Source organism: Silvimonas sp., assembly GCF_031291215.1.
Lineage (GTDB): Bacteria > Pseudomonadota > Gammaproteobacteria > Burkholderiales > Chitinibacteraceae > Silvimonas > Silvimonas soli.
In genome coordinates, this window is record NZ_JARLJK010000149.1 from 1 (window position 1) to 1,315 (window position 1,315).

Sequence of the window (1,315 nt, forward strand, 5' to 3'; positions counted from 1 at the left end):
GAGTGGGACTACAACGACGAAATTTATGCCATCGCTGATGCACTGGGCGTGGGCTCGAATGAGGTCGCGGCCTGCCTTAATGAACTCATGCGCACCCGTGAGATTCCGCATGCGACGTCATGACCCTTCCTTCCTTCCTTGAAAGCAGGCAAGGTCGCAAAGCATGGCTTCAAAGCAAGGCTTCAGAGCATACAATTCAAAGTCAGGCTTTAAAGAGAGACTTCAACAGCCCTGCGACTGCTGCCGGCGGCGGTGCGATGCTTCAAAGCCAGGCTTCAAAGCAATGCTGATCGGCGGGGCTGATCGGCGGTGGTGGTGGTACGTACTGCCAGTTGGTCGATTGGCTGCAGCCGGCGCTCGAACAGGCATCGCAGAGAAGCATGCAAACAGCGGCAGCAGCAGCAGCAGCAGCTCGGGCTTGAGCGAATGGCACGCCACCACCAGCAGCAGCTGGTACCCGCGCCCGGTGATGAGCTGGAGCGCGTGATCGAAGGCATCGTTGACGAATTCAATCTGCAAATTCGCGAACAGCCACCGATCGACGGCATGAGGCGAGTGGAAGTGTACACGCGCACCGGCTCCGACGAGGAAACAGAACAGGGATCGATCGTGGTGTTGTTCTGTTTCCTCGTCATCGCGGCGCGTGGGGCGTTTGCCGGCGCGCTGACTTTCCACGCGAGCTGGGAGAACAGAGGCAGCGACGCCTGCTTCAATCCAGAGCTGCCGCGCGCGGTCGAGGCGCGCATAAACAGCGATTTGAGAGCAGCAGCCGGCGACGACGACGACAGTCGACGAACGGCATAGGCCCTTTCGTTGTATCTTCAATCGCATACAGCACATCCTTCAAAGCGATGCGGGATCGGCGAGGCTGATCGGTGGTGGTACGTAGTGATGTTGCGATTGGATGCTCGAAGAAAGCATTCGCGCGAAGCAGAGAGCAACGCGCGCGGCTGCACATTCCAGAGGCCTCGCAACCGTCGCCATGTCCGAGCCAGAGATAACAGCCGCAGATATTAAACCCGGCATGAGGTACACGCATCGAGTAGAACGAACCGTGAACCAACCACAGGATGCAGCGGCTGCTGTAAGAGCCGTGGCAAAGGCGGCTGCAATCTCGGTTGTGTGGATCGCCATCCCCTAATAACCCTAATAACCCTAATAACCCTAATAACCCTAATAAACCCTAATAACCCTAATAACCCTAATAACCCTAATAACCCTAATAACCCTAATAACCCTAATAACCCTAATAACCCTAATAACCCTAATAACCCTAATAACCCTAATAACCCTAATAACCCTAATAACCCTAATA

1 protein-coding gene is annotated in these 1,315 nt (G+C 55.2%); it reads left to right on the top strand.

What is annotated here, in order from left to right; genetic code table 11:
- The first annotated feature begins 426 nt into the window (after window positions 1–426).
- Window positions 427–804, top strand: a complete 378-nt coding sequence (locus P4L78_RS21615; protein ID WP_309330668.1) for a hypothetical protein — start codon at window positions 427–429, stop codon at window positions 802–804.
- Window positions 805–1,315 lie beyond the last annotated feature (511 nt).